This window comes from Gordonia effusa NBRC 100432, assembly GCF_000241305.1.
GTDB lineage: Bacteria > Actinomycetota > Actinomycetes > Mycobacteriales > Mycobacteriaceae > Gordonia > Gordonia effusa.
This window is the reverse complement of record NZ_BAEH01000073.1, coordinates 82,550-104,275: the sequence shown is the minus strand read 5'-3', so window position 1 is coordinate 104,275 and position 21,726 is coordinate 82,550. Positions and strand designations below refer to the sequence as shown.

Here is a 21,726-nt window from a genome sequence, read left to right as displayed (position 1 = left end):
GATGACGTGTAACCTCGCCGACCTGCCCGCCGTTACGGGTGTGCCGGTCGTCGGGATCGTGCCGGCCGGAGTCGGAAAACTGGCGCCTGCGGAATTCACCGCCCGCGCTCCCGACTGGTTCGGCACACCACTACTTAGCCCGCACAACACAGTTCACAGCACCGACCAAGGAGTACTCACGTGACCCAGGCACCAGTCGAACCAACGATCGACACCGACTCCGCGGTAGCGGACCCCGATGACATTTTGACCATTGCGCGCGAGCAGGTCCTCGAACGCGGCGAAGGTCTCAGTCAGGAACAGACCCTGGCGGTTCTGCAACTGTCCGACGACCGGCTCACCGAACTGCTCGCTCTGGCACATGACGTCCGGATGAAGTGGAACGGTCCGGAGGTCGAGGTCGAGGGCATCATCTCGCTGAAAACCGGTGGCTGCCCCGAGGATTGCCACTTCTGTTCGCAGTCGGGACTCTTCGAGTCGCCGGTCCGAAGCGCCTGGATCGATATTCCCTCGCTCGTCGAGGCCGCCAAGCAGACCGCGAAGACGGGGGCGACCGAATTCTGCATCGTCGCGGCGGTCCGCGGTCCGGACAAGCGGCTGCTGAGCCAGGTCGCCGCGGGTATCGAAGCCATCCGCAACGAGGTGGATATCCAAATCGCTTGCAGCCTCGGCATGTTGACCCAGGAGCAGGTCGATCAGCTCAAGGATATGGGCGTACACCGGTACAACCACAACCTGGAGACGGCGAAGTCTCACTTCACCAATGTCGTCACCACTCACACGTGGGAGGAGCGGTTCGAGACGCTGCGGATGGTTCGCGAGGCAGGAATGGAAGTTTGCTGCGGCGGCATTCTCGGCATGGGTGAAACGTTGGAGCAGCGTGCGGAATTCGCCGCCGACCTCGCCGCGCTTGAACCTGACGAGGTTCCGTTGAACTTCCTCAACCCGCGGCCCGGAACGCCATTCGGCGACTTGGAGGTGCTGCCCGCCTCCGAGGCGCTCAAAGCTGTCGCGGCTTTCCGTCTCGCTCTTCCGCGCACCATCCTGCGATTCGCCGGCGGCCGGGAGATTACGCTGGGTGATCTGGGCGCTAAGCAAGGCATCCTCGGTGGGATCAACGCGGTTATCGTCGGCAACTACCTGACGACCCTCGGCCGCCCGGCCGAGGCAGATCTGGATTTGCTCGTTGATCTGTCGATGCCGATCAAGGCGCTCAACTCCAGCATTTAGCACGACGGCGAGCTCTAACTGGTCGAGTGCGACGAGCCCGTTTGCGAAAGGACGCCGATGGCCCCCACGAACACCGAGGTAACGGTGCCCGGACCGTTGGCCCAACCGCACCGGTTCGGCGTCTACACCGGCATCGCGATCGAATCGCAGAGCGCCGACGCCATTCCGGCTACGGCCAAACTTGGCTTGGAACCGCCGAGGTTCTGCGGTCAGTGCGGACGCCGGATGGTGGTGCAGGTACGGCCCGACGGATGGCGGGCACGCTGTTCTCGCCACGGTGACATCGATTCGGTTGAGCTGTACCAGCGATGACCAACGCGACGACGTCGGTGCGCCGCACCGAGATGGTGCGGGTCGTTGGCGGTGCTGCGGTGCTTGGCGCGCTCGTCGGTGTGGGATGGGCGTTCTTCACACCGACACCGCGGGCGCAGGTGCTTGCCGACGGGACCGGGGTGGTACCCGGCGCACAGATAGACCATTACTTCGACGGCGTCGGGGTGTTTTCGATGCTGATGCTGGGTGTCGGGGTGATCGTCGGGTTGCTGTCCTGGTGGGGTGCGCGATCGTGGCGCGGCCCGGTGGGCGCGATCTCGGCGATCGTCGCCGCGGTCCTCGCTGGCGGCCTTGCGATCGGGATCGGCACCTGGGTGCTCGACCTGCGGCTATCGGACCGCTCCGGGCTGCGAGCGGGAGACACCTTCGACGTGGCACCGAATATCTGGTTTAACGCGGAGGTGACAGGGGCGGTGAGCGCACCGGGCCTGTTGCTGATAATCGCGCCACTGCTGAGCGCCTTCGTATATCTGTGCGCCGTGCTAATGAGTCGGAGCGCGGATCTGGGGCAGTCCGGCGTTCCGAGCGCGGAATCGACGTCGTTGCCCACACCGACGTAGCGGTGTCAAAACTCGAGTAGCCAACTACTCGTGTGTTCGCGACCGATTCGGCGCACCCTTGGGAGATGGCCGACAAATCAGCGCGAACTATCGAGTTGCGATTGGCCGTCGTGTGCTACGGCGGCGTTGCCCTTGCCATCTACATGCATGGGGTGACCAAAGAGTTTCACAAGCTCGTCGTGGCGTCGCGAAGGCTGGAGAGTGACGGTTACAACCCCGCCGTCACCAATCCATTCCCGCCGGATGACACCGCGCACGTCTACTACGACGTGCTGTCCTCATACGCGCGCAATGGCACCCGACTGCGCGTTGTCATCGACGTCATCACTGGCACATCCGCGGGTGGCATCAACGGCGTTGTACTCGGTAAGGCGATCGCCTGCAATGCCGACCAACAGGGACTCAAGGAGCTGTGGCTGTCGGCCGCAGACTTGCGAAAGTTGTTGAAGCCCAAGATATTACCCGGTCTGTGGCCCAAGATTCTCACGGCGGCGATTGTGCAAATGGTCCTTATCCGGGGCCGCAGATCCCCACTCTCCGGAGATTTCATGTCGCGGCAGCTATACGGGGCGTTGTCGGCGATGGACACCGGCACCACCGGGACGTTGCTCACCGCCAATGATTCCCTCGATCTGTATGTCACCACGACTGATCTGTACGGCACTCAGACATTGATGACCGATGGGGCGGGTCGGACTACCCAGCGAGCCACCGATTTCGCCCGCGCGATCCACTTCGGCGCCAACGGTGCGCCCGGCGACTTCGCGATGGGCTCGACGCCGGCACTCGCCTTCGCGGCCCGCGCGACGTCGTCGTTTCCCGGTGCTTTCGCTCCGGTCAGTCTGGCCAGTTTCGCCGGCGAGGCGAGAGTAGAGGTAGCGCCGAACACAGTGAAGTTCATCAATGACTATCGGGAATCTGGATCGGGTGTCGAGGGTGCCTGGTTTGTCGACGGCGGGCTGCTAGACAACGCGCCATTCGACCACGCCATCAACGCGATCGCCCGCAATTCGGCGCAGACGCAGGTGGTTCGACGGCTGGCATATATCGAACCCGATCCGGGCATCCCGCTTGCCGCGCCTGTCGTCAGCTGGCGCGGAAAGACCAAGCCGCCCAAATGGATCAACGGCGTCATCAAAGCGGTACTCGGGGCCAAAGGATCGCATTCCTTCTTGCCCGAGTTGATCAGAATCCGCGACATGAACCATCAGATCGCGCAGATCAGCGCGATCACGATGGCACAAGAGGAGATGGTGCGCGCCGCGTTGGGACGTACCGGCGTCTGGATAGATCAGAACCATATTCTGGTCAGCAATGACGCCGGATCCGTCGAATATGTCGGCGACTCCGCTACTCCGACGAGGGTCGACGGTAGAGCGGTGGCCAGATCGACTAACGCGGGCGCTGTCGCTATCGCGCCGAATGAGGTTGAGACAGTAGAAGTTCCGGCGCCGGTCGTCGAGTCCGCGGTTGCGATGAACCGATCGGTCGCGCGACGGGTCGGTGCCGGTTACCCGACTTATGTGCGACTCAAGGCCGCCTCGGCCAGCGACTACTTCTCCGCGGCGGTCTCGCGAAAGATCGGCTATGTGGAAGGGTCTAACGCGGCCACCTTCCTGCAAGCGGCGTTGCGCGAGTGGGTTAAATTCACGTACGACTGGGCAGCGATAAGTCCGGAAGGCCTTGCGCAACGACTGGTGTATTTCGATATGCCGTACCGCGTACGCCGATTGCAGTTTGTTCTGATGGCGATCAACGACCTCTATGCCGATCCGGCACAGCCGGTCGCCGCAGCCGACCTGGATCTGCTCAAAGAGGGCGCCTGGAAGGCGCTCGGCGAGATCTGCACCGCCAGCGACAATGCGGTAAATGAATTGGCTAACCAGAATCTGTTCGCATTCTTGCCGGTACCGAATCCAGATTCCGTTCCTAATCCTAAGGATTTCGCGAAGGATAACAGCGCGAATTTCGAACGCATCGTTAACGGGTTTTGCGGGAATATCGGTGGGCAACCCGGCGAGTACAGCCGAGTCTTGTGGGATCGATTTGTGCCGATCACCGCGAATTGGCCGACCGAAGCCCGACTTTCGCTGTTGACGCGATATCTCGGCTTCCCGCTGTGGGATGCCATGATCTATCCGATCATCGCGCTCTCGAAGCTTCCCCAGTTCTCACCGATCACGGTCGATCAGTTCTCACCGCTCACCGCGAAGGCTGTGCCACCGCCCGACGCCACCAAGGGAAAACTACGTGGAGCAGGGACGTTCCACTTCGGCGGCTTCTTCAGTCGGGCGTGGCGCGAGAATGACTATCTGTGGGGGCGGCTGGATACGGTCGAGCGTCTGCTCTGGCAACTCGACGACGCCGCGGCGAAGAATATCGGTAATCCGCCTCCGAAGATGGTCGCGGAAGGCGATGGCGGCATTGAGCTGACAGAGCCGCTGAAAGCTGGTCTGCGCGCGGTTCTCGATTCGGAATCCGACCTCAAGAAGATCAATGAATTGCGTAAGTACTTGACTGGCATCATTCCTGCGAAGAACTATTGAAATAGTCAAGAGGCGATTTATCTGTGACGATCCTCCAGATGGCTCCGAATACGAGCAGCAGACGTCGCGCATTGGTAAAATCAACGACCATGACCCGGACCTGGCCGGTGATCGAACGCGCATCAGAAATAGGGACCATTCGCGCAGCGCTGGATTCTGGCAGCGCTGTCGGGGGTGTGGTCCTCATCGGTGATGCCGGGGTCGGCAAGACAACACTGGCACGCCGAGTCACCCGGTCGTTGAACTCCGACGTCCGGTGGGTGGCGGGCACCGAGTCAGCCCGCAGCATTCCGCTGGGTGTCTTCGCGCACCTGGTCGGGTCGGCCACCTCGCGCGATCCGGTGAACTTTCTGTCCGCGGCGCGGGAATCCCTTCTGGCGCAAGGACATATCATCATCGGCGTCGATGACGCGCATCTACTCGATCACCTGTCGGCGACGCTGCTGCATCAACTGGCAATCGATCGGGCGGTGCATATCGTCGCGACGGTGCGCAGCGGCGAGGCCGTTCCCGACGCGGTGACCGCGCTGTGGAAGGACGGACACCTGGTCCACCTCGATCTCGAGCCGTTCACCAAAGAACAGAGCGTGAGTTTCATCGAGTCGGTGATCGGCGGTCGACTGGAAGGTTTGTCTGCGGATCTGATGTGGCAGGCCTCCGGCGGGAACGCCTTGTTCTTACGGCATCTCGTCGAAGGTGCGCTGGAGTCGGGCACGCTCACGCAGTCTCGCGACGTGTGGCAGCTGCGGGGTCGCGCGGCCATCACTTCCGAGTTGGCGTCGCTGCTGGAAAGTCGGATTGATCAGCTATCCGACGACGTACTCAACGCCCTGCGCTACCTCACCTTCTGCGAGCCGCTCGAATTCGACATCCTGGCAGATTTCGCCGGCGACGACGCACTCGACGAAGCCGAGCGGCGCGGGCTGATCCGAGTCGTCGAAGACGATGGCCGACTCAGCGTGCATTTCAACCATCCATTGTTCGGCGAGGTCGTGCGCCGCCGCGTAGGGGTAGCGGCGTCGCGGCGGTTGCGCGGAAAGTTGGTGCGCGCGATGGCCGATCGTGATTTGCGGTCGGCACCCGAACGGATCAGACTGGCCGAGCTGACACTCGACAGCGATCAGCCAGCGGATCTCTCGTTGCTGCGGACGGCGGCCAATGACGCGGTAGGGCTGGCCGACGTACCGCTTGCCGAGCGATTCGCTCGCGCGGCGGTGCGCAACGGCGGCGGCCTGGCGGAGTCGGAAGTACTGGCGCGAGTGCTGTTGTGGCAAGGGCAAGCGGCCGAGACCGATGAGGTGCTCAATCGGTTTGACCCCCAGTCGCTTGACGAGGGTGAATATTTGCGGTGGGGGCTGACCAAGGTCGCCAATACCTTCTTCGCCATAGGTGACGCCGAGGCAGCCGATGCGCAACTTGCGAAAGTTATTGAGCGCGTGCACAATCCGATCCTGCGTCCGATGGTCGACGGGGTGGCGGCCACGCTCGCCGTCCACGAGAACCGGCTGGAGAGCGGCCTACGGATTGCCGAAGAAGTGTTGGCCGACCCGCAGGCACTGCCCTGGGCGGTGGAATGGGCCGCCTATGCGGGTGGATTGGCATTGGGGTTAAGCGGTCGCGGTACCAGGGTGAGTGAGATCGCCGCGCGTGCACACGCGGTGGAAAGCCAGACCGACGGGCTGCTGCGATTCCCGGTGGGACATGCCGAGGTGTCGGCGCTCACGTTGCTCGGCGACTTCGGCCAGGCCCAACGTCGGGCCGATGAGATGAGTGAATTCTCCTCGGTGGGACAGTATTTGGCGTGGGGACTCGCGAACTCCCTGCAGGGCACCGTTGCGGTGGCGCAGGGGCGTTTCGTCGATGCCGTGACGCGGTTGGAAGAAACACTCGCCGCGCTCGCCACCGGTGTCGGGCGGTCGTGGAGTTGTCCCGCCCGCATAGCGCTGATTCAGGGGTATGCGGCCCTTGGGCTGGTGGATAAGGCGAAGGCCGCGGTGCGCGGATTCGCTGATATCGCCAATAACCATGTGGCAGTGTATCTCCCGCAGTTTGAGGTGTCCTGTGCGTGGGTAGCCGCAGCTGAGGGCGCGATCGTCGATGCGGTCGACGTCGCAGTCCGCGCGGCCGAACATGCTCGTACGAGTGGGCAATTCGGCGTCGAGGCGGCGGCGTTGCATGCTGCCGCCCGATTCGGCGACGCCGATGTGGCCGCCCGACTGGCCGAACTGGCCGAACAACTCGACGGGCCGCTGATTCGCAGCTACGCGCATCACGCGCAGGCGTTAGCCAACCACGATGGCGCTGGATTGGCAACGGCGGCAGCAGAATTCGCGGGGATCGGCGCGCTGTTGTCGGCGGCTGACGCATCAGCCCAAGCGTCGGTGGCATTCGAGGCAACAGGCAAGCGACGAGATGCCGTGCAGTCCGGGGCCGACGCCGACCGATATGCCCGCAGTTGCGGGGGAGTGCGGACTCCGGCACTGGCATTGGCATCGAATCCATTGCCGCTTACCGCGCGCGAGCGGGAAGTCGCGAATCTCGTTGCCGCGGGTCTGTCGAATAAGCAGATCGCCGAGCGGTTGGTGGTATCTGTGCGGACAGTGGAAGGCCATCTGTATCGCGCATGTACAAAACTCGACGTCACCGATCGAGCCGACGTCGCGGCCGCGGTGAATGGCGCGTGATCCCGGGTGATTAAGGCGCGATCGGCGAAGTTCGTTGGGCGCGAATGGGTTTAGAGCGGTGGGCGGAGCGTCGCGAACTCGTCGGTGACTCGCAACTCGGCGTCGACGAACCGGTAAAGCGCGGGTGGCCGCCCGCCGCCGCGCCCATTGCGCCGCACCGTGCCGGTGGCTGCGATGACTCCGCGCCGCGAGAGGATTCGGAGCAGATTGGTGGTGTCGACCGGATAACCCAGTGCGGCGCCGTAGATCTCCGAGAGTTCCGACATCGGGAACTCCGCGGGAGCCAACGCGAAGGCGATATTGGTATACGACAGCTTGGCCGCCAATCTGTGGCGAGCGGCATCGACGATCTTCGCATGGTCAAAAGCCAACTGCGGCAGGGTATTTACGTCGTGCCATGCCGCGGCGCTGGGTGTGGCCGGCGGGGCGTCGCTGGGGACCAGGCCGAGGTAGGTCGAGGCGATGGTGCGCGCGCCGGAAACGCGGTCCGGATCAGAAAACACGGCGAGCTGCTCGAGATGGCGCACCGATCGCTCGTCAGTCTGCGCGACTAAAAGGTGGCGTGCGGTGTCGGACAACTTCTCGTTGGCGTCGCTGCCGCCGCCCGGGAGGCACCACCGATCGGCGGAACGTCGGAGCAGGACGCGCAAGGTGGCGTTGTCGGTGTATTCGTCTGCCGGGCTGATCTGAAAGACCGCGCTGAGAACTTCGACGATTGTGGACACCGGCATGGCGTCGAGTCTAGGGGCAAGTGCGCCAGCTACCTCACAGCCAAACCGGCGTTAGCGACAACTATTGTCGCGAGCCCCGGTTTTGCTGTGGGGTAGCGGCGGCCCGGCGTGAATGTGACACAGCGCACGAGGGAATAGACAGAAATGTGTCCGGTGTTACCATGGCAGTAGTTTTCGACCGACAGTCGATAATTGCGATCGCGCTCAGCCCCGCGAGATCGACAGCCCGGCGTGGGGAGCGCACCGAACGGGCCGATTGGAAGGAATGCACTATGAGCATCACCACCGATGCGCGTACCAGCGTCGACATCAACGACGTCACGATCTTTGACGGCCCCGGCGGGTACACCGGGGTCGAGCCCACCGCGGAGTGGGCCGACGAGGTGTTGGCGCTGGCGAAACAGCGCAATGCGACGATCCTCGCGCACAATTACCAACTGCCTGCCATCCAAGACATCGCCCACCACGTGGGCGATTCGCTGGCGCTGTCTCGAATAGCGGCGGAAGTCGACTCCGACGAGATCATTTTCTGCGGCGTGCACTTCATGGCCGAGACCGCGAAGATCCTCAGCCCGGATAAGCGGGTAATGATCCCCGACGAGCGTGCCGGCTGCTCCCTCGCCGATTCCATCACCGCCGACGAGCTGCGCGCATGGAAGGCTGAATACCCCGACGCCGTGGTGGTCTCCTATGTGAACACCACCGCCGAAGTGAAGGGTCTGACCGACATCTGCTGTACGTCGTCGAATGCGGTCGATGTCGTGGCGTCGATCGACCCCGACCGCGAGGTGTTGTTCCTTCCCGACCAATTCCTTGGCGCGCATGTCAAGCGGGAGACCGGTCGCGACAATGTCTACATCTGGGCCGGCGAATGCCATGTCCACGCCGGAATCAACGGCGATGAACTTGCCGACCAAGCGTCGTCGCATCCCGATGCCGATCTGTTCATCCACCCCGAATGTGGTTGTGCCACTTCGGCTCTGTACCTCGCGGGTGAAGGTGCGGTACCGGCCGACAAGGTGAAGATTCTGTCGACCGGCGGCATGCTCGACGCCGCGCGGGAAACCCGTGCGAAGCAGGTTCTAGTGGCCACCGAAGTCGGTATGCTGCACCAACTGCGAAAGGCCGCGCCCGGCGTCGACTTCCAAGCAGTCAACGATCGCGCGTCGTGCCCGTATATGAAGATGATCACCCCGGCCGCGTTGCTGCGCTGCCTGCGCGAGGGCAAAGACGAAGTGGACGTCGCACCCGACGTCGCCGAGCGCGCCCGCAAGAGCGTTCAGCGGATGATCGAGATCGGAAATCCCGGTTCCGGTGAGTGAGTCGCTGAGCCTGGAGATCACCGACGAGATCCGGGCGCTGATCCGGCTGGCACTGGATGAGGACCTGCGATACGGACCGGATATCACCTCGATCGCCACCGTGCCCGAAGGAGTTGTCACCAAGGCGGTCATCGCGTCGCGGCAGCACGGTGTGATCGCCGGGTTGCCGGTGGTGTTGGCCGTCTTCGACGAGGTCATCGGCGCCGACGGTTACACCGTGTTGTCCGCGCTCGACGACGGTTCGGTCGTCGAGCCGGGCACCGTCGTGCTGGAAGTGAGTGCGACGGCACGATCCCTGCTTACTGCCGAGCGCACCGCGCTTAATCTGCTGTGTCACCTGTCGGGTATCGCTACGGCGACCGCCGCGTGGGTCGCCGAGGTCGCCGGGAGCCGAGCGGCGATTCGCGATTCGCGAAAGACGTTGCCCGGCATGCGTTCTCTGCAGAAGTACGCGGTGCGCGCGGGTGGCGGCGTCAATCATCGGATGGGACTCGGCGACGAGGCGTTGATCAAGGACAACCATGTCGCGGCGGCAGGGTCGGTGTCGGCGGCACTGTCGGCAGTGCGGGCCGCGGCACCCGATCTGCCGGTTGAGGTCGAAGTGGATTCGCTCGAGCAGTTCGACGAGGTGCTCACTCTGAATCCCGAGCTGGTGCTGCTCGACAACTTCCCCCTGTGGCAAACGCAGATCGCGGTTCAGCGACGCAATTCTCGGTCGCCCTCGACCAAGCTGGAATCGTCGGGCGGTCTAAGCCTCGACGTCGCCCGCGACTATGCCAAGACCGGCGTCGACTACCTGGCGGTCGGCGCGCTGACCCACTCGGTGACGGTCCTCGACCTCGGGCTGGACATCCCGATCTGACCCGCCCCACCCCGTCTGGCTCCACCCGGTTTGTGAAAATCGTCCGAATATCCCGGTGGCGAGGGCAATATGCCCTCGCTGGGCAAGTATTCGGACGATTTTCCCGGTTCACCTCAGGCTCACCGTGCGGACACCTCGCATCCGTATGTTTGCCGAATGCGTTTACGTGCTGGGCTGCCGACAGCCCTTGTATCGGTCGCTATCATTGTGACCTCTTGCTCCAACTCCGGCGACGATGTCGCGGCGGTCGCCGTCAAGTCTGGCCAACCCATGACCCTCACGGCGACCGACCTCTACAACAGATTCGACGGCGCCGCGACCGTCAAAGTCTCCGACGCCGCGCACGGCGCGGTGCGCCTGAATGCGAACGGCTCACTGACGTACACACCCGCAGCCGGGTACACCGGATCTGACTCGGTCACCGTGACGACGACCGACGCCGTCAAGCTCTACAGCACCGACATTCCGCCGCTCACCACCAAAGGGGGCGTGCCAATCCAGGCGAGCGCATACGGGTCGGCGTGGGTCGCGGTGCCTGGCAGTTCCGACGAGTATTACGGACTCACCGACCGCGGGCCCAACGTCGACGGCCGCGAGAAGAACGAAAAGGTCGAGCCCATAGCGGATTTCACGCCGCAGATCGGTCGGTTCCAGCTACACGATGGCGTCGCGAAACTCGTCTCCACCATCAAACTGACCGGCCGCGACGGTAAGCCGCTCAATGGTCAGGTCAATCCACAGGCGACGACCGGCGAAACCATCGTCGACCTCGACGGCAAAGTACTGCCGGCGAGCGATCATGGTCTCGACACCGAGGGGTTGGTTGCGCTACCCGACGGCACGTTCTGGATCTCCGATGAATACGGACCCTTTCTGGTCCACTTCGGCGCCGACGGTCGCGAGATCGAGCGGCTGAGTCCATTCGACGGCGGCCTGCCGCGTGAGCTGGCCTTACGCTCGCCGAACCAGGGAATGGAAGGGCTCACGATCACACCCGACGGCAAGACGCTCGTCGGCATCATGCAAAGCGCGCTGGACACCCCGGGGCTGGACGGTTCCGCCAAGAAGGTGCCGATGAGCCGCATCGTCACCGCCGATCTGGCTACTAAGCAGACCCACGAATACCTCTATCCGCTCGCCAACCCGAAGGACACCGGCGTCGCGGTGTCGGAAATCACCGCTCTGTCGTCGACGAAGTTCCTCGTTGATGAGCGCGATGGGAAGACCGCGCCGAAGGGTGACAAGAAGATTTACACCGTCGACATCGCGGGTGCTACCGACGTCGGCCCGCGTTCGAGTGTCGCCGGAGCCCGCTACGACGCCGCCGCGGGGGGACTGCTGATCGGAACTAAGCCAATAGAGAGTCTCATTGGTACCACTACGACCGGCCAGGCGATCGAGAAACTACGCGGAGTCGGGATCACCCCGGTCACCAAAGAGATCAAAGTCGATCTGGGAAAGCTTGTCGCACAAATTAATCCGCATGGCGACTTCTTCGGTCACGACAAAATCGAAGGGCTGTGGTCCCTCGACGGTGGTACCAAGATCGTGATATCTAACGACAGCGACTTCGGTCTCGACGGTCTCGCCGATGAGAAGCCGCCGATGAAACTCAAGGTGAAGACTCTGCCCAACGGAACCCAGGACAGTGGCGAGATTCTGGTCCTCGACACCGCGAAACTCCCGGCGACAACCCAGCGGCGAACTATCACCTTCGACGTCGGCTGACTGAAACTGTCCCCCTGACGGGAGCAGGCGCTATATCGCCGCCTGCTCGCGTAGCGGGGACATTTCCAGCGACGATGCACCGGATTCCGAAACGATTAGACCGACCGCATATCCTTAATAGGTCTGTGTCAACACCCAGCCCAACCTCAGGAGATGCGATGCTGTCCCGCACTGACCTCCGAGGCAGTACGCCTACGCTCGCGCAATTGCGGCGTGCACTGCCTCGCGGAGGTACCGATGTCAACTCCGTGCTGCCCACGGTGACGCCGGTTGTGGAAGACATCGCCGCTCATGGGTCGTCCGCCGCGCTCGACTACGGCGAGAAGTTCGACCGCGTCCGACCGGAGTCGGTACGAGTTCCGGCCGATGTCATCGCGGCAGCGCTGAGCAATCTCACCCCCGACATTGCCGATGCACTGCGTGAGTCGATCGCCCGCGCCCGCAAGGTCCACGCGGATCAACGTCGCAGCACCACCCGCACTCAGGTAGTACCCGGTGGCGCCGTCAGCGAGAAGTGGATTCCGGTACGTCGCGTCGGCCTCTACGTACCCGGTGGGAATGCCGTGTACCCGTCCAGCGTGGTGATGAACGTCGTGCCCGCGCAAGAAGCGGGCGTCAGCTCACTCGTTGTCGCTTCGCCGCCGCAGGCCGCCTTCGACGGCTGGCCGCACCCGACGATCCTGGCTGCCTGCGCGCTACTCGGCGTCGATGAGGTGTGGGCCGTCGGCGGTGCTCAGGGCATTGCGCTGCTCGCCTATGGCGGCGAAGACACCGACGCGACGACACTCGATCCGGTCGACCTCATCACCGGTCCGGGCAATATCTATGTCACCGCCGCGAAACGCCTGGTCCGTAGCGTCGTCGGTATCGACTCGGAGGCCGGGCCCACCGAGATCGCTATCCTCGCCGACGATTCGGCCGATCCCGCGCACGTGGCGGCTGACCTGATCAGTCAGGCCGAACATGACGTCATCGCCGCGTCGGTGCTGGTCACCGACAGCGAGGCGTTCGCCGACGCCGTCGATGCCGCGGTCATCGACCAGGCTGCGGCAACCAAACATTCCGAACGAGTGGCCGAAGCCCTCACCGGGCCCCAGTCGGGGATCGTCCTCGTCGACGACCTCGACGCGGGCATCGCCGTCGTCGACGCCTACGCCGCTGAACACCTAGAGATCCAGACCCGCGACGCCGCGGCGGTCGCAGAGCGAATCACGAACGCCGGCGCGATCTTCGTCGGTGCGTATTCTCCTGTGTCCCTTGGTGATTACTGTGCCGGATCCAACCACGTCCTCCCGACATCGGGGTCGGCGCGGCACGCTTCTGGACTCTCGGTGCAGACCTTCCTCAAAGGTGTACACGTCATCGACTATGACGAAGCCGCACTGAACGACGTTGCCGCAGCCGTCATTACGCTCGCGGACGCGGAAGATCTGCCCGCACACGGTGATGCGGTAAAGCGTCGGTTCGCCGCGCAGTTCGGTCTCTCGTGACCGCGGCGGAGCGCGCGACGGCGCATGACGTACGTATTCCGGGCGCGCGGATTACCCTCGCTGACCTTCCGCTGCGTGACAACTTACGTGGCAAAAGCCCTTATGGCGCACCGCAACTCGATGTGCCCTACCAGCTCAACACCAACGAGAATCCGCACCCGCCGTCGCAGGCACTGATCGACGACGTCGCCGAGTCGATCCGTGCCGCGGCAGGTGAACTGCACCGCTATCCCGACCGCGATGCCGTGGCCTTGCGTACCGAGCTGGCGCAATACCTCAGTGCCGCAACGGGTGTCGAGCTGAGCGCGGAGAATCTCTGGGCAGCCAACGGGTCTAACGAGATTCTGCAGCAACTGCTGCAGGCCTTCGGCGGTCCGGGGCGTACCGCGTTGGGATTTGTGCCGTCCTATTCGATGCACCCGATCATTTCCGAGGGTATCGACACCACCTGGCTGGAAACCAAACGCGCCGGGGATTTCTCGATTGATCTCGACTTCGCATTGAGTGAAATCACCTCGCGCACACCCGATGTCGTATTCGTGACGTCGCCGAATAATCCCACCGGCTCATCGATACCGAATAACGACCTGCGCGCCATCGTCGAAGCGGCGCCGGGAATCGTCATCGTCGACGAGGCATACGGAGAGTTCTCCGAGCAGCCAAGTGCTGTCGAGTTGATCGACGAGTTTCCGACCAAGGTCGTCGTATCCCGCACGATGAGTAAGGCATTCGCCTTCGCCGGCGGGCGGCTGGGCTACTTCGCAGCCGCACCGGCGGTCATCGACGCGGTGATGTTGGTGCGCCTGCCGTATCACCTCTCGGTGATCACGCAGGCCGCCGCGCGGGCGGCATTGCGGCACGCCGACGACACCCTCGCGGGTGTCGCCAAGATCATCGCCGAACGCAAGCGAGTCGTCGCCGAACTCACCGCGATGGGTTATCGGGTCGCCGAGTCCGACGCCAATTTCGTGCTCTTCGGCGACTTCGTCGACGCCGCGGCAAGCTGGCAACGTTATCTCGACGACGGCGTGTTGATCCGCGATGTCGGCATCAGTGGGCATCTACGTGTCACGATCGGGTTGGCGCCGGAGAATGATGCCTTCTTGACCGTCAGCCAGAAATTGGCCGAATCGGGCGCCGGGAGCGTCGGCGAGCGAGCCCAGTCCATTACGAGTACCGAGTGAGGGTGCAATGACCACACCGAGCAGCGGGACGAACGATCGGATCGCGAAGATCGAACGCACCACCCGCGAATCGTCGATCAGCGTCGAGATCAATCTCGACGGCACCGGCCAAACCGACATTTCCACCGGTGTCGCGTTCTACGACCACATGCTCACCGCGTTCGGACAGCACGGAAGCTTCGATCTGACGGTGCGCGCCGAGGGGGACGTCGAGATCGAGTCACACCACACCGTCGAAGACACCGCCATCGTGTTAGGGCAGGCGTTTGGCGAAGCGCTGGGGGATAAGCGTGGCATTCGCCGCTTCGCCGACGCCTGGATCCCGATGGACGAGACCTTGGCTCAGGCTGTGGTCGATGTGTCGGGCCGACCCTACTTCGTGCATGTCGGCGAGCCGGATCACCTGTTGACCGCCGCGATAGGCGGCGGCACACCTGATAACGGTAAGCCGTCGGTGCCGTACAACACGGTGATCAACCGCCATGTCTTCGAGTCCTTCGCGCTTAACGCGCGGATCGCGCTGCACGTACGTGTGCTCTATGGCCGCGACCAGCACCACATCACCGAGGCAGAGTACAAAGCGGTGGCGCGGGCATTGCGGGCTGCGGTCGAGCCCGATCCTCGGGTGAGTGGAATCCCCTCCACGAAGGGGAGTCTGTGACCAAGAAAATCACCATCCTCGACTATGGCTCGGGCAACTTGCGCTCCGCGCAGCGCGCACTTGAACGCGTCGGCGCCGACGTCACGGTCACTGCGGATCGGGATGCCGCTTTGAACGCGGACGGGCTTGTCGTCCCCGGCGTCGGTGCTTACGAAGCATGTATGGCCGGGCTCAAACAGGTACGCGGCGACCGCACTATCGGTCAGCGACTGGCCGGCGGACGACCGGTCCTGGGGATCTGCGTCGGCATGCAGATCCTGTTCGAGCGCGGCGTCGAATTCGGCGTGCAAACCGAAGGCTGCGGCGAGTGGCCCGGCGAGGTCAGCCAGTTGCATGCCCCGGTGCTGCCCCATATGGGCTGGAATACCGTTGAGGCGCCGAAGGATTCGATTCTCTTCGACGGGTTTGACGCCGACGAGCGGTTCTACTTCGTGCATTCCTACGCGGCGCAGACCTGGGCGTGGAAGGCGGAGGATTCCCGACTCCCACCGGCGAAGTTGACGTGGTCAACGCATGGCGACCGGTTTCTCGCCGCGGTGGAAAATGGCCCCTTGTCGGCGACTCAGTTCCACCCGGAGAAGTCCGGCGACGCGGGCGCGCAACTGCTACAGAATTGGCTGGAGGCGCTGTAGATGGCGAAAGATAAAGCACCGCAACCTTTTTCATTCGTCCGCCTCGCGTTGCTGGCCCTTGGTGCCGGCGCGATCGTCTTGGTGGTCTCCATTCCGATCATTCTGCTGCTGGCGCAATGGTCGGTCACCGCCGGACTGATCGCCGCCCTGGTCGCCATCATCGCGATCATCGCCGCGATCGGCTTGGTTTCGCAACGGATCGTCGGGCAGGCCGAGCAGCAACTCAAAGATGAAATCGCACAACGAGAACAAGAGAGAAACAACCACGGTGGCTGACAACACGACCGCAACATCCCGACTGCCCCGAACCCTCGAACTGCTGCCCGCGGTCGACGTGGCCGACGGTCAGGCCGTGCGCCTCGTCCAAGGCGCCGCCGGGTCGGAGACCTCGTACGGCTCGCCGCGCGATGCCGCGCTGGCCTGGCAGAACGACGGTGCCGAGTGGATCCATCTGGTCGACCTCGACGCCGCGTTCGGTCGCGGAGACAACCGTGCGTTACTCGCGAGCGTGGTCGAAGAACTGACCAGCGTGAAGATCGAACTGTCCGGCGGGATCCGGGACGACGAATCGCTGGTCGCCGCACTCGCTACCGGCTGTACTCGCGTCAATCTTGGTACCGCCGCGTTGGAAAACCCGGAATGGTGCCGTCGGGCGATAGCCGAGCACGGGGACCGCATCGCGGTGGGGCTAGATGTCATCCGGGAGGGCGACTCCTACCGTCTACGGGGTCGTGGTTGGGTCACCGACGGCGGCGATCTGTGGGAGGTGCTCGAACGCCTCAATAACGACGGGTGCGCCCGGTATGTGGTTACCGACGTTTCCAAAGATGGCACCCTTGCCGGCCCGAATCTGGAATTGCTGGAGCAGGTCGCCGCGGCTACCGACGCGCCGATCGTCGCCTCGGGCGGCGTATCGACCGTCGACGATCTGGTCGCCATCGCCGGCCTGACGGATGTCGGCGTCGAGGGTGCCATTGTCGGAAAGGCGCTATACGCCGGCCGCTTCACCCTGCCGCAAGCTCTCGCCGCCGTCGCTCAACAGAACGGCGACCGACCCGCGTGAATCTGGACCTGCCCGAATTGATGAGTACCGCCGCGTCGGTACTCGACTCCGTCGTGCCGGTCTTCGCCGACGGATTGGGCGCGCCCAGCGCGGTTGCCAAGGGCCGCAACGACTTCGCCACTCAGATTGATCTCGACCTCGAGCGTCTGATCTCCGACCAACTCGCCGATCGCACCGGACTGCCGGTACACGGTGAGGAATTCGGTGGGCCACCGGTCGACTCTTCGACGGTGTGGGTGCTCGACCCGATCGATGGCACCTTCAACTATTCGTCCGGTATGCCACTGACCGGCATGTTGCTTTCGTTGGTTGCCGACGGACAACCGCTGATCGGGCTGACGTGGCTGCCGTTACTCGACCGGCGCTACGCGGCATACGACGGCTCGCCGCTGTATTGCAACGGCCAGGAGCTGCCGCGGTTGCCAATCGACGAGGACCTGTCGTCGTCGGTGCTGGCGTATGGCGCCTTCAACGCGAAGTCGAAAGGCCGCTACTTCGGTGCGCGTCGGATTGACCTGCTCACCGAACTGAGTTCGCGGGTTTCGCGTATCAGAATGCTCGGCAGCACCGGCGTGGATCTCGCCTTCACCGCGGCCGGCGTGTTCGGCGGCGCGATTACCTTCGGCGGACATCCCTGGGATAACGCCGCTGGCGCGTTGCTCGTGCGGTCGGCTGGCGGCATCGTCTCCGACGTCGACGGCAACCCGTGGTCGGTATCGTCGCCCTCACTTGTCGCCGGAAGCCCTGGACTACACGCGCAGGTGCTGACGTTGATCGAAGAGATCATCGCCGGCAATTGGAAGGAAGAATCATGACCGGGAGGACTTCTCTATGACCGTCGCGATCCGCGTCATCCCTTGTCTCGACGGTGTTGTTTGTGACGTCTCGACCGGGAGGACTTCTCTATGACCGTCGCGATCCGCGTCATCCCTTGTCTCGACGTGGACAACGGGCGAGTGGTCAAAGGCGTCAACTTCGAGAATTTGCGCGATGCTGGCGACCCGGTCGAACTTGCCGCGCGTTACGACGCCGAAGGCGCCGACGAACTCACCTTTCTCGACGTCACCGCATCCAGTTCGGGCCGCGCGACGATGCTCGACGTCGTCAAGCGCACCGCCGATCAAATTTTCATCCCGTTGACGGTCGGCGGGGGCATCCGCACCCCCGACGATGTCGACGTCATGCTTCGTGCGGGCGCCGACAAGGTCAGCGTCAACACTGCCGCCATCGCCCGTCCCGAAGTCCTTGACGAGATGAGCAAGCGATTCGGCTCACAGTGCATCGTCCTGTCTGTCGACGCCCGAACGGTTCCGGCCGGTTCCGCGCCGACGCCGTCGGGCTGGGAGGTCACCACCCACGGTGGCCGTAAAGGTACTGGCATCGACGCTGTCGAATGGGCGCGGCGCGGACAAGAGCTCGGCGTCGGCGAGATTCTGCTCAATTCGATGGATGCAGATGGCACCAAAGCCGGTTTCGACCTCGCGATGCTCACCGCGGTACGCGCCGCGGTCGACGTGCCGGTGATCGCCAGCGGCGGCGCCGGCAAAGTCAGCGACTTCCCGCCCGCGGTCGACGCCGGCGCCGACGCCGTGTTGGCCGCGTCGGTATTCCATTTCGGCGAGTTGACCATCGGCGAGGTGAAGGCGGCGATGTCGCAACACGGCATCGTGGTCCGGACGGCCGGGGCGAGCGAAGCGACGGGAAATGTCGGGGCGAGCGAAGCGACGGGAAATTTAGGAGTCGACGCATGAGTGACACTCTCGATCCGCGGATCGCTTCCCGGCTCAAACGTAACGCCGACGGGCTATTCGCGGCCGTCGCTCAAGAGCGTGAAACGGGCATCGTGCTTATGCAGGCGTGGATGGACGACACGGCTCTCGCTCGTACGCTGGCGACCGGCCGGGCCACCTACTACTCGCGGTCCCGACAGCAGTACTGGGTCAAAGGCGAGACCAGTGGCCACGAGCAATATGTGCGCGAAGCGCGGCTGGATTGCGATGGCGATACGGTGTTGCTGGTCGTCGATCAGATCGGCCCGGCCTGCCACACCGGTAATCACAGCTGTTTCGACACCGAGGCGTTGCCGCTCAATCACGCTGCGTCACAAGCTAACCCGTCGGGCGAATAGGAGAACCCACATGCCCCTAATCCAGATCTCGCAGACGCCCGGTCTGTCCGAGCGCGTCAAGCGCGAGACGATCGCGGCGGTGACCGAGGCATATGCCAAGGCCACCGGCAAGAATCCGGATTCGGTGTGGGTGACTATCACCGAAGTGCCGCGTTCGCAGTGGGGAGTCGGGGGAGAACCCCTCGGATGAGTGACGCGGCGACCACTACCACCCTGGAGACCTTTCTCGACCTCGCTAAGGATCACCGTGTCGTTCCGGTGACCCGTAAGGTGCTCGCCGACTCGGAGACACCGTTGTCGGCGTACCGCAAATTGGCTGGTGATCGGCCCGGCACCTTCTTGCTGGAGTCGGCCGAGAACGGGCGTTCCTGGTCGCGCTGGTCGTTCATAGGCGCCGGTTCACCCGCCGCTCTCACCGTCACCGACGGGGAAGCGAGTTGGTGGGGCCATACTCCCGCCGGCGCTCCGGTTGGCGGCGATCCGCTTGCGGCACTTGCCAAGTCGCTGGAACTGCTCGCCACCGATCGACTGCCCGATATGCCACCGCTGACCGGTGGATTCGTGGGGTTCATGGCCTACGACATGGTGCGCCGGCTCGAACGGCTGCCGGAGAACACCGTCGACGATTTGCATCTGCCGGATCTGTTTATGCTGTTGGCCACCGACCTCGCCGCCGTCGATCATCACGAGGGCACCATCACGTTGATCGCCAACGCGGTCAATTGGGATGGCAGCGACGAACGCGCCGAGCAGGCGTATGCCGACGCGGTTGCCCGGCTCGACGAGATGACGACCGCGCTGCTCGCCCCGGCGTCGTCGACTGTCTCGGCATTCGATCGGCCCGCGCCCGATTACACCTCCCAACGGACCCTTGATGACTACCGAGAGATCGTCACCAGCCTGGTCGGCGAGATCGAAGCGGGTGAAGCGTTCCAGGTGGTGCCGTCGATGCGGTTCGAAATGGATACCGACGCTGATCCATTCGACGTGTATCGCGTTCTGCGAGCATCGAATCCGAGCCCCTATATGTACCTGTTGCGGGTACCGCAGACCGATGAGCGCCCCGCGTACACCATCGTCGGCTCCAGCCCCGAAGCGTTGGTCACCGTTAGCGATCGCGTCGCCACCACTCATCCGATCGCGGGCACCCGCTGGCGCGGAAAAACCGAGGAAGAGGACCAACTTCTCGGCAAAGGCCTGCTGGCCGATGAGAAAGAGAATTCCGAGCATCTGATGCTCGTCGACCTCGGCCGCAACGACCTGGGCCGCGTCTGCAAACCGGGCACGGTGACCGTGAGCGACTATCGGCATATCGAGCGGTATAGCCATGTCATGCACCTGGTCTCGACGGTGTCCGGTGAGTTGCGTGAGGACAAGCAGGCGCTCGATGCCGTCGCCGCGTGTTTCCCCGCGGGCACGCTGACCGGTGCGCCGAAGGTGCGGGCGATGGAATTGATCGACGAACACGAGATCACTAGACGCGGCCTCTATGGCGGCATCGTCGGCTATCTCGACTTCGCCGGCGATGCCGACACCGCGATCGCCATTCGCACGGCGTTGATGCGGTCGGGCGAGGACGGACGGTCGGCGCGGGCGTTCGTACAGGCCGGTGGCGGCGTCGTCGCCGACAGCGAAGCCGAATACGAGTACAACGAGGCCCGAAATAAGGCTACCGCCGTGCTCAACGCCATCGCGGCGGCGTCGACAATGCGTCGGGTGGGCGAGTGAGCAAAGTCGAAAGCAGCTCATCGAAAACGGTGCTCCGACGCCGGCAGGTGTTTGCCGCGATTGCATTGATCGCGGGCGCTGCCACCCTGTGGGCCGCATCGCGCATGGTCTGGGCCACGCTTACCGTCACCGACGACCTCTCGCCGGTTCAAGCGATGGATGTGCATGGTTCGGACTGGAGTCCGTGGCTGATGCCACTGGCGCTGGTTCTGCTGGCGGCGATTGCCGCGGGTGCGGCGTTGCGTGGCTGGGCTCTGCGGGCCGTCGCCATTCTGGTCGCCCTTTGTGGCGTACTCGCTGCGTCGCCCGCGGTGTCGTTACTGATCGGCGGCGATAACGACTCCTACGCCGCAAAGGCGATAGATCTGTCTCCGCGGTTCCGGCTGCTGCTGGTCAGTACCAATGACTGGGCCAGCGTGGTCGTTCTTGTCGCCGCGGCACTAGCGGTGCTCGGCGGCGTCCTGCTCCTACGCGTGGCCAACGGAGATCGGATGTCGTCGAAATACGAGTCGCCTGCGGCACGTCGCGCCGAACTGGAGAAGAAGACCTTCCGGGAATACCGCGAGCGCCAGCGGGAGCAGTCATCCGATCCGGAGTCCTCGGCTCCGGAAAGTGAACGGCTGCTCTGGGATGCGCTGGATACCGGCGTAGATCCAACTGACGAAGAGCGCGAACGCACCGACGGCGCATAGGTTGCCGTGGCGGCAGTGGCGTAAGCCACGCCCCGGAGAAATGACCCGCCGGTGGCCGGTCTACCCTTGGAGAACCGGCAATACGACCGGATAGTCACCACCGGACGTCGCCGAAGCGGGCGGCACCAAATGGATCGGTCGGAACAGGTTTT

At 63.7% G+C, this 21,726-nt stretch carries 21 protein-coding genes and 1 pseudogene; 21 read left to right on the top strand and 1 reads right to left on the bottom strand.

What is annotated here, in order from left to right; translation table 11 throughout:
• The 6 genes and pseudogenes from GOEFS_RS13165 to GOEFS_RS13140 all read left to right on the top strand — a co-directional run.
• Window positions 1–184 (top strand): annotated as a pseudogene (locus GOEFS_RS13165) (dethiobiotin synthase); the annotation flags it as partial.
• Entirely contained in the window at window positions 181–1,230 is a 1,050-nt protein-coding gene (gene bioB, locus GOEFS_RS13160; protein WP_007318411.1) for a biotin synthase BioB, read from the top strand. The pseudogene GOEFS_RS13165 and the gene bioB, both read left to right, overlap by 4 nt.
• Window positions 1,231–1,287: 57 nt before the next feature.
• A complete protein-coding gene (gene bsaP, locus GOEFS_RS13155) occupies window positions 1,288–1,542 on the top strand; it encodes a biotin synthase auxiliary protein BsaP (protein ID WP_007318410.1) in 255 nt (84 codons plus the stop codon).
• Entirely contained in the window at window positions 1,539–2,123 is a 585-nt protein-coding gene (locus GOEFS_RS22515; RefSeq protein WP_007318409.1) for a DUF2567 domain-containing protein, read from the top strand. Before bsaP ends, GOEFS_RS22515 begins: the two co-directional genes overlap by 4 nt.
• 65 nt (window positions 2,124–2,188) lie before the next feature.
• The gene (locus GOEFS_RS13145; RefSeq protein ID WP_138918002.1) at window positions 2,189–4,669 is read left to right on the top strand and encodes a patatin-like protein; all 2,481 of its coding nucleotides are present in this window, start codon (window positions 2,189–2,191) and stop codon (window positions 4,667–4,669) included.
• Window positions 4,670–4,758: 89 nt separating this feature from the next.
• Window positions 4,759–7,353, top strand: coding sequence for a helix-turn-helix transcriptional regulator (locus GOEFS_RS13140; RefSeq protein ID WP_040525086.1), 2,595 nt, complete (start codon window positions 4,759–4,761; stop codon window positions 7,351–7,353).
• Window positions 7,354–7,403: 50 nt separating this feature from the next.
• On the opposite strand, the gene GOEFS_RS13135 is transcribed toward GOEFS_RS13140, so the two are convergent.
• A complete protein-coding gene (locus GOEFS_RS13135) occupies window positions 7,404–8,084 on the bottom strand; it encodes an NUDIX hydrolase (RefSeq protein ID WP_007318406.1) in 681 nt (226 codons plus the stop codon).
• 272 nt (window positions 8,085–8,356) lie between these two features.
• Between GOEFS_RS13135 and nadA the strand changes: the two genes are divergently transcribed.
• The 15 genes from nadA to GOEFS_RS13060 all read left to right on the top strand — a co-directional run bounded on the left by nadA (window position 8,357) and on the right by GOEFS_RS13060 (window position 21,574).
• Entirely contained in the window at window positions 8,357–9,406 is a 1,050-nt protein-coding gene (gene nadA / locus GOEFS_RS13130) for a quinolinate synthase NadA (RefSeq protein ID WP_007318405.1), read from the top strand.
• Window positions 9,399–10,268: a carboxylating nicotinate-nucleotide diphosphorylase gene (gene nadC, locus GOEFS_RS13125; RefSeq protein WP_007318404.1), complete on the top strand. Its 870-nt coding sequence runs from the start codon at window positions 9,399–9,401 to the stop codon at window positions 10,266–10,268. The genes nadA and nadC overlap by 8 nt, the downstream gene beginning before the upstream one ends.
• 156 nt (window positions 10,269–10,424) lie before the next feature.
• On the top strand, window positions 10,425–11,996 hold the full coding sequence (locus GOEFS_RS13120; protein ID WP_007318403.1) for an esterase-like activity of phytase family protein: 1,572 nt from the start codon (window positions 10,425–10,427) through the stop codon (window positions 11,994–11,996).
• A gap of 158 nt (window positions 11,997–12,154) precedes the next feature.
• On the top strand, window positions 12,155–13,486 hold the full coding sequence (hisD, locus tag GOEFS_RS13115; RefSeq protein ID WP_007318402.1) for a histidinol dehydrogenase: 1,332 nt from the start codon (window positions 12,155–12,157) through the stop codon (window positions 13,484–13,486).
• On the top strand, window positions 13,483–14,670 hold the full coding sequence (locus tag GOEFS_RS13110; RefSeq protein WP_007318401.1) for a histidinol-phosphate transaminase: 1,188 nt from the start codon (window positions 13,483–13,485) through the stop codon (window positions 14,668–14,670). Before hisD ends, GOEFS_RS13110 begins: the two co-directional genes overlap by 4 nt.
• Before the next feature lie 7 nt (window positions 14,671–14,677).
• Window positions 14,678–15,331, top strand: coding sequence for an imidazoleglycerol-phosphate dehydratase HisB (gene hisB / locus GOEFS_RS13105; RefSeq protein ID WP_007318400.1), 654 nt, complete (start codon window positions 14,678–14,680; stop codon window positions 15,329–15,331).
• Window positions 15,328–15,963 (top strand): imidazole glycerol phosphate synthase subunit HisH, encoded by a 636-nt coding sequence (gene hisH / locus GOEFS_RS13100; RefSeq protein WP_007318399.1) that lies wholly within the window; start codon window positions 15,328–15,330, stop codon window positions 15,961–15,963. Before hisB ends, hisH begins: the two co-directional genes overlap by 4 nt.
• A complete protein-coding gene (locus tag GOEFS_RS13095; RefSeq protein ID WP_007318398.1) occupies window positions 15,964–16,239 on the top strand; it encodes a hypothetical protein in 276 nt (91 codons plus the stop codon).
• A gap of 22 nt (window positions 16,240–16,261) precedes the next feature.
• Window positions 16,262–17,026 carry a bifunctional 1-(5-phosphoribosyl)-5-((5-phosphoribosylamino)methylideneamino)imidazole-4-carboxamide isomerase/phosphoribosylanthranilate isomerase PriA gene (gene priA, locus GOEFS_RS13090; RefSeq protein WP_040525104.1) on the top strand — a complete coding sequence of 255 codons (765 nt, stop codon included), beginning with the start codon at window positions 16,262–16,264 and terminating at the stop codon, window positions 17,024–17,026.
• Window positions 17,023–17,841, top strand: coding sequence for an inositol monophosphatase family protein (locus tag GOEFS_RS13085; RefSeq protein ID WP_007318396.1), 819 nt, complete (start codon window positions 17,023–17,025; stop codon window positions 17,839–17,841). Before priA ends, GOEFS_RS13085 begins: the two co-directional genes overlap by 4 nt.
• 90 nt (window positions 17,842–17,931) lie before the next feature.
• A complete protein-coding gene (gene hisF / locus GOEFS_RS13080; RefSeq protein ID WP_007318395.1) occupies window positions 17,932–18,777 on the top strand; it encodes an imidazole glycerol phosphate synthase subunit HisF in 846 nt (281 codons plus the stop codon).
• A complete protein-coding gene (hisI, locus tag GOEFS_RS13075; protein WP_007318394.1) occupies window positions 18,774–19,154 on the top strand; it encodes a phosphoribosyl-AMP cyclohydrolase in 381 nt (126 codons plus the stop codon). Before hisF ends, hisI begins: the two co-directional genes overlap by 4 nt.
• A gap of 10 nt (window positions 19,155–19,164) precedes the next feature.
• Window positions 19,165–19,344, top strand: a complete 180-nt coding sequence (locus GOEFS_RS13070) for a tautomerase family protein (RefSeq protein WP_007318393.1) — start codon at window positions 19,165–19,167, stop codon at window positions 19,342–19,344.
• Complete coding sequence (locus GOEFS_RS13065; RefSeq protein WP_007318392.1) at window positions 19,341–20,882, top strand: anthranilate synthase component I; 1,542 nt, start codon at window positions 19,341–19,343, stop codon at window positions 20,880–20,882. Before GOEFS_RS13070 ends, GOEFS_RS13065 begins: the two co-directional genes overlap by 4 nt.
• A complete protein-coding gene (locus GOEFS_RS13060) occupies window positions 20,879–21,574 on the top strand; it encodes a TIGR02234 family membrane protein (RefSeq protein ID WP_040525082.1) in 696 nt (231 codons plus the stop codon). The genes GOEFS_RS13065 and GOEFS_RS13060 overlap by 4 nt, the downstream gene beginning before the upstream one ends.
• Window positions 21,575–21,726 lie beyond the last annotated feature (152 nt).

What these genes read in the sequence shown, in the direction of transcription:
- bsaP (WP_007318410.1), top strand. Translation starts at nt 1,288, where the DNA reads ATGGCCCCCACGAACACCGAGGTAACGGTGCCCGGACCGTTGGCCCAA.
- GOEFS_RS22515 (WP_007318409.1), top strand. Translation starts at nt 1,539, where the DNA reads ATGACCAACGCGACGACGTCGGTGCGCCGCACCGAGATGGTGCGGGTC.
- GOEFS_RS13145 (WP_138918002.1), top strand. Translation starts at nt 2,189, where the DNA reads ATGGCCGACAAATCAGCGCGAACTATCGAGTTGCGATTGGCCGTCGTG.
- GOEFS_RS13140 (WP_040525086.1), top strand. Translation starts at nt 4,759, where the DNA reads ATGACCCGGACCTGGCCGGTGATCGAACGCGCATCAGAAATAGGGACC.
- GOEFS_RS13135 (WP_007318406.1), bottom strand. Translation starts at nt 8,084, where the DNA reads ATGCCGGTGTCCACAATCGTCGAAGTTCTCAGCGCGGTCTTTCAGATC.
- nadA (WP_007318405.1), top strand. Translation starts at nt 8,357, where the DNA reads ATGAGCATCACCACCGATGCGCGTACCAGCGTCGACATCAACGACGTC.
- GOEFS_RS13120 (WP_007318403.1), top strand. Translation starts at nt 10,425, where the DNA reads ATGCGTTTACGTGCTGGGCTGCCGACAGCCCTTGTATCGGTCGCTATC.
- hisD (WP_007318402.1), top strand. Translation starts at nt 12,155, where the DNA reads ATGCTGTCCCGCACTGACCTCCGAGGCAGTACGCCTACGCTCGCGCAA.
- hisB (WP_007318400.1), top strand. Translation starts at nt 14,678, where the DNA reads ATGACCACACCGAGCAGCGGGACGAACGATCGGATCGCGAAGATCGAA.
- GOEFS_RS13095 (WP_007318398.1), top strand. Translation starts at nt 15,964, where the DNA reads ATGGCGAAAGATAAAGCACCGCAACCTTTTTCATTCGTCCGCCTCGCG.
- hisF (WP_007318395.1), top strand. Translation starts at nt 17,932, where the DNA reads ATGACCGTCGCGATCCGCGTCATCCCTTGTCTCGACGTGGACAACGGG.
- hisI (WP_007318394.1), top strand. Translation starts at nt 18,774, where the DNA reads ATGAGTGACACTCTCGATCCGCGGATCGCTTCCCGGCTCAAACGTAAC.
- GOEFS_RS13070 (WP_007318393.1), top strand. Translation starts at nt 19,165, where the DNA reads ATGCCCCTAATCCAGATCTCGCAGACGCCCGGTCTGTCCGAGCGCGTC.
- GOEFS_RS13065 (WP_007318392.1), top strand. Translation starts at nt 19,341, where the DNA reads ATGAGTGACGCGGCGACCACTACCACCCTGGAGACCTTTCTCGACCTC.